This is a genomic window from Streptomyces sp. NPDC005485 (genome assembly GCF_040606085.1).
In the GTDB taxonomy this organism is placed as follows: Bacteria; Actinomycetota; Actinomycetes; order Streptomycetales; family Streptomycetaceae; genus Streptomyces.
This window is the reverse complement of sequence record NZ_JBEXDZ010000274.1, coordinates 1-6244: the sequence shown is the minus strand read 5'-3', so window position 1 is coordinate 6244 and position 6244 is coordinate 1. Positions and strand designations below refer to the sequence as shown.

Annotated in this window: 3 protein-coding genes and 1 pseudogene; all 4 read left to right on the top strand. The window is 69.1% G+C overall.

Translation table 11 applies throughout. The features are described from left to right. Positions 1–1026 (top strand): annotated as a pseudogene (locus tag ABZS97_RS43065) (alpha-1,4-glucan--maltose-1-phosphate maltosyltransferase); the annotation flags it as partial. Continuing rightward, positions 1023–2723, top strand: coding sequence for a maltose alpha-D-glucosyltransferase (gene treS / locus ABZS97_RS43060; RefSeq protein ID WP_356149120.1), 1701 nt, complete (start codon positions 1023–1025; stop codon positions 2721–2723). The pseudogene ABZS97_RS43065 and the gene treS, both read left to right, overlap by 4 nt. Before the next feature lie 85 nt (positions 2724–2808). Further along, entirely contained in the window at positions 2809–4242 is a 1434-nt protein-coding gene (locus tag ABZS97_RS43055; RefSeq protein WP_356149113.1) for a maltokinase, read from the top strand. Between the two features lie 41 nt (positions 4243–4283). Beyond that, on the top strand, positions 4284–6244 hold a 1961-nt coding region (gene glgB, locus ABZS97_RS43050), incomplete at its 3' end, for a 1,4-alpha-glucan branching enzyme (protein ID WP_356149110.1).

The following is a 6244-nucleotide window of genomic DNA, read 5'->3' as shown; positions in this document are numbered from 1 at the left end:
TTCCACCACCGCGCCGACGGCACGATCGCCTACGCGGAGAACCCGCCCAAGAAGTACCAGGACATCTACCCGATCGCCTTCGACGAGGACATGCCGGGCCTGATCGAGGAGACCGTGCGCATCCTGCGGCACTGGATGTCCCACGGCGTGCGGATCTTCCGCGTGGACAACCCGCACACCAAACCGGTGGTGTTCTGGGAGAAGGTCATCGCGGACATCAACCGCACCGACCCGGACGTGATCTTCCTCGCCGAGGCGTTCACCCGCCCCGCGATGATGCACACCCTCGCGGCGATCGGCTTCCAGCAGTCGTACACCTACTTCACCTGGCGCAACACCAAGCAGGAGCTGACCGACTACCTGACCGAGCTGTCGGGCGAGGCGGCCGCGTACATGCGGCCCAACTTCTTCGTCAACACCCCCGACATCCTCCACGAGTTCCTGCAGCACGGCGGGCGTCCCGCCTTCGAGCTGCGGGCGGTGCTCGCGGCCACCCTGTCTCCGACGTGGGGCGTGTACAGCGGCTTCGAACTCTGCGAGAACCGTGCCCTGCGCGAGGGCAGCGAGGAGTACCTGCACTCCGAGAAGTACCAACTGCGTCCGCGCGACTGGGAGTCGGCCGAGCGCGAGGGACGTAGCATCGCGCCATTGATAGGCGCGCTCAACGCGATCAGGCGGCGCAGTCCGGCGCTGCGGCAGCTGCGCGATCTCCACTTCCACCACACGGACAAGGAAGAGGTGATCGCGTACTCGAAATCCGTGGCGGACGTCGGCGGTTCGAACACGGTTGTGGTGGTGGTCAACCTCGACCCCCACCACACCCAGGAGGCCACGGTCTCGTTGGACATGCCGCAACTCGGCCTGGACTGGCACGAGTCCGTGCCGGTGCGCGACGAGCTCACCGGCGAGACCTATCACTGGGGCAGGGCGAACTATGTGCGCCTCGAACCGGGCCACCGGCCCGCGCACATCCTGACCGTCCTGCGACCGTCCTCACCGCAGATCGGAGGGTCACCCACAACATGATCGTCAACGAGCCCGTCCCGGACACCTTCGAGGACACCCCCGCCAAGGACCGGGACCCGGAGTGGTTCAAACGCGCCGTCTTCTACGAGGTGCTGGTCCGCTCCTTCCAGGACAGCAACGGCGACGGTGTCGGCGACCTCAAGGGCCTCACCGCCAAACTCGACTACCTGCAGTGGCTCGGCGTCGACTGCCTGTGGCTGCCGCCGTTCTTCAAGTCCCCGCTCCGCGACGGCGGCTACGACGTCTCCGACTACACCGCGGTGCTGCCCGAGTTCGGCGACCTCGCCGACTTCGTCGAGTTCGTGGACGCCGCCCACCAGCGCGGCATGCGCGTGATCATCGACTTCGTCATGAACCACACCAGCGACCAGCACCCGTGGTTCCAGGAGTCCAGGAACGACCCCACCGGCCCCTACGGCGACTACTACGTCTGGGCCGACGACGACAAGCAGTACCAGGACGCCCGGATCATCTTCGTCGACACCGAGGCCTCCAACTGGACCTTCGACCCGGTCCGCAAGCAGTACTACTGGCACCGCTTCTTCTCCCACCAGCCCGACCTGAACTACGAGAACCCGGCCGTGCAGGAGGAGATCGTCTCCGCGCTGCGGTTCTGGCTGGACCTGGGCATCGACGGCTTCCGGCTGGACGCGGTACCGTACCTCTACCAGGTGGAGGGGACCAACTGCGAGAACCTCCCGCAGACCCACGAGTTCCTCAAGCGGGTCCGCAAGGAGATCGACACGCACTATCCGGACACGGTGCTGCTCGCGGAGGCGAACCAGTGGCCCGAGGACGTCGTCGACTACTTCGGCGACTTCCCCTCCGGCGGCGACGAGTGCCACATGGCCTTCCACTTCCCGGTGATGCCGCGCATCTTCATGGCCGTACGCCGTGAATCGCGCTACCCCGTCTCGGAAATCCTCGCCAAGACCCCGGCCATCCCCAACAACTGCCAGTGGGGCATCTTCCTGCGCAACCACGACGAGCTGACGCTGGAAATGGTCACCGACGAGGAACGCGACTACATGTACGCGGAGTACGCCAAGGACCCGCGTATGCGCGCCAACATCGGCATCCGCCGGCGGCTGGCCCCCCTGCTGGACAACGACCGCAACCAGATCGAACTGTTCACCGCCCTGCTGCTGTCCCTGCCCGGTTCGCCGATCCTCTACTACGGCGACGAGATCGGCATGGGCGACAACATCTGGCTCGGCGACCGCGATGCCGTGCGTACGCCGATGCAGTGGACCCCGGACAGGAACGCGGGGTTCTCCTCGTGCGACCCGGGTCGTCTCTTCCTGCCCACGATCATGGATCCGGTCTACGGCTACCAGGTCACCAACGTCGAGGCGTCCATGTCCTCGCCGTCGAGCCTGCTGCACTGGACCCGGCGGATGATCGAGATCCGTAAGCAGAACAAGGCGTTCGGCCTCGGGTCGTACACGGAACTGCTGTCCTCCAACCCGGCGGTGATCGCGTTCCTGCGGGAGTACAAGGACGATCTCGTCCTGTGCGTGCACAACTTCTCCCGCTTCGCCCAGCCCACCGAGCTGGATCTGAGCGCCTTCAACGGCCGCCACCCGGTCGAGCTGATCGGCGGCGTCCGCTTCCCCGCCATCGGGGAGCTCCCGTACCTGCTCACCCTGGCAGGCCACGGCTTCTACTGGTTCCGGCTCCGCAAGGACGCTGCGTAGAAGGCAGGGCGGGGCGGTTTTCACCGTCCCGCCCTGGGCACGCATCAGTAACACCCCGAGTCTCCCGGGGAAAGGACGCGACGCCATGTCGGAAGCAGTCACACGATCCGCCGGCGCACCTCGCTCTGCCGCACCTCCCGGTCTGCTCGCGTCGCTGGACCCGCTGTTGCGGGAGTGGCTGCCGCGACAGCGCTGGTTCGCGGGCAAGGGGCGGCCGGTCAGCGGGTTCTCGCTGGTCGCGGCCACCGAGCTGCTGCCCGCGGACACCCAGCTCGGCCTGTACCACCTGCTCGTACGCGCTCATCAGCCGCCGACCCCCGCGCAGGGTGCCCTCTCCCATCCCGCCGACTGCTACCAGTTGCTGATCGGCGTACGCGAGGCACTGCCACCGCGGCTGGCGCCCGCGCTGATCGGGCACCTCAAGGAAGGACCGCTGGCCGGGCGCACGGTGTACGAGGCGCTGCACGACCCACGGCCCGGCGGAGTGCTCCTCGAAGCGCTGCGCACGCAGTCCCGCATCGGCGCGCTGCGCTTCGAGGGCGACCGGCAGCGGGAGATCCGCAGTGATCTGGTGCCCCGGCTGGTGACGTCGGAACAGTCCAACTCCTCGCTCGTGTACGGAGATACGTTCATCCTGAAGCTGCTGCGCCGGATCGTGCCGGGGATCAACCCGGACCTCGAACTGCCGCTGGCCCTCGCCCGGCAGGGCTGCCCCCGGGTGCCCGCACCGGCGGCATGGCTGCGGGCGGAGGTCGAGGACACCGGCGACGAGACCTATGTCCTCGGTGTGCTGCAGCCCTTCCTCCAGGGCGCGGCCGACGGCTGGGAGCTGGCCCTGCGCGAGCTGGCCAAGGGCGAGGACTTCGGCGCGGAGGCACACGCGCTGGGCCGGGCCACGGCCGAGGTGCACACGGCGCTCGCCCGCGCGCTGCCCACCGTCACGCTCGGCCACGCCCAGATGCAGTTGCTGGTCGACGGCATGACCGACCGTCTGGAGGTCGTCGCGCAGGCGGTGCCCGCGCTGCGGAGGTACGCCCCGGGCCTGCGCACCGCTTTCGAGGCGCTGGCCGACCTCGCCGCCGAGGGGCGCACCTGGACCGCCCAGCGCATCCATGGCGACCTGCACCTCGGGCAGTGCCTGCGCTCGCCCGACGGCGCCTGGTCGCTGATCGACTTCGAAGGCGAGCCGTCCAAGCCGCTCGCCGAGCGCCGGATGCCGCAGCCACCGGTCCGTGACATCGCGGGCATGCTCCGCTCCTTCGACTACGCCGCCCTGTCGGGGCACTCCCCGGCGCCCGGCTGGGCCGACGCCTGCCGGGCCGCGTACTGCACCGGATACGCCGAGGTCAGCGGGCGCGACCCGCGCACCGATCCCGTACTGCTGCGCGCGTACGAGACCGACAAGGCGATCTACGAAGTCCTGTACGAGGCCCGGCACCGGCCCGACTGGCTTCCGGTGCCGATGGCCGCGGTGCGCAGGCTCGCCGCGGACGACGGCGCTCCCGAGCACGCCCTCTGACCCGCCCGACCGCGACACCCCCTGCCGAGGAGGCCCTGCCCGTGACCCCCCGCCCCCCGTCCGACGACAGCCCCGAGAAGAACGGCACGAGCGCGAAGAAGACCGCGGCGACGCCGAAGAAGGCGGCGGCGAGCGCGAAGAAGAAGACAGCCGGCGCCGAGAAGGCGGTGGCCAGGAAGGCGCCGGCCAAGAAGGCCGCGGCGAAAGAGCCGGTGCCGAAGAAGACGGTGGCGAAGAAGGCCGCGGTGAAGAAGACCGCCGGTGGGAAACCGGCGGCCGAGAAGGCCATCGCGAAGAAGACGCCCGCGAAGAAGGCAGTCGCGAAGAAGGAGCCCGCCAAGAAGACGGCGGTCAAGAAGACGGTGGTCGAGAAGCGTGCACAGCCCCGGGTGGCCGAGCCGGTGGTGGTCGGCAACGGCTCCGCCGTCCTGGAGCCCGAGGACCGCGAGCGGCTGCTCGGCGGCACGCACCACGACCCGCACGGCGTACTGGGCGCACACCCGGTGCCGGAGGGTGTGGCGTTCCGCGCGCTGCGCCCCTACGCGCTGTCGGTGACCGTCGTCATGGACGAGCTTCGGGCCGAACTGCGCGACGACGGGGACGGCTTCTTCTCGGGGGTGCTTCCGCTGCGCGCGGTCCCGGAGGCCTACCGGCTGGAGATCGCCTACGAGGGCTCGGTCCTGGAGACCGAGGACGCCTACCGCTTCCTGCCCGCGATCAGCGGGTTCGACCTGCATCTGCTCGGCGAGGGACGCCACGAGCAGTTGTGGAAGGCGCTGGGTGCCGAGCCGATGGCGCACCAGGGTGTGACGGGCACCCGCTTCACGGTGTGGGCGCCGAACGCGCGGGGCGTACGGCTGGCGGGCACCTTCAACTTCTGGGACGGCACGGGATATCCGATGCGTTCGCTCGGCGGCTCCGGGGTGTGGGAGCTGTTCGTGCCGTCGATCGGCGAGGGCGAGCTGTACAAGTTCGACATCACGCGCCCCGACGGCACGCACACCCTGCGCGCCGACCCGGTGGCGCGCCGCACCGAGGTGCCGCCCAACACGTCCTCGGTCGTGCACGCCTCGCACCACACATGGCGGGACGAGGACTGGATGGACCGGCGGGCGGGCCGTCCGGTGCACGAGGCGCCGTTCTCCGTCTACGAGGTCCATCTGCCGTCCTGGCGACCAGGTCTGACGTATCGTCAGCTCGCGGATCAGCTGCCCGCCTACGTCGCCGACCTGGGCTTCACCCACGTCGAACTGATGCCGGTCGCCGAGCACCCCTTCGGCGGCTCCTGGGGCTACCAGGTCACCGGCTTCTACGCCCCCACCGCCCGCCTGGGCACCCCCGACGACTTCAAACACCTCGTCGACGCCCTCCACCAGGCCGGCATCGGCGTCCTCATGGACTGGGTCCCCGCCCACTTCCCCCGCGACGACTGGGCCCTCGCCGAGTTCGACGGACGCCCCCTGTACGAACACGAGGACCCGCTGCGCGCCGCCCACCCCGACTGGGGCACCCTCGAATTCGACTACGGCCGCCGCGAAGTACGCAACTTCCTCGTCGCCAACGCCGTCTACTGGTGCGAGGAGTTCCACATCGACGGCCTGCGCGTGGACGCCGTCGCCTCCATGCTCTACCTCGACTACTCCCGCGAACCCGGCCAGTGGACCCCCAACGAACACGGCGGCCGCGAGAACCTCGATGCCGTCGCCTTCCTCCAGGAGATGAACGCCACCGTCTACCGGCGCAACCCCGGCGTGATCACCATCGCGGAGGAGTCCACCGCCTGGGACGGCGTCACCCGGGCCACCCATCACACCGGCCCCGGCGGCTTCGGCGGGCTCGGTTTCGGGCTGAAGTGGAACATGGGCTGGATGCACGACTCGCTCGGCTACGCCCAGCACGAGCCGGTGCACCGCCGCTATCACCACAACGAGATGACCTTCTCGATGGTGTACGCCTACAGCGAGAACTACGTCCTGCCCATCTCCCACGACGAGGTCGTCCA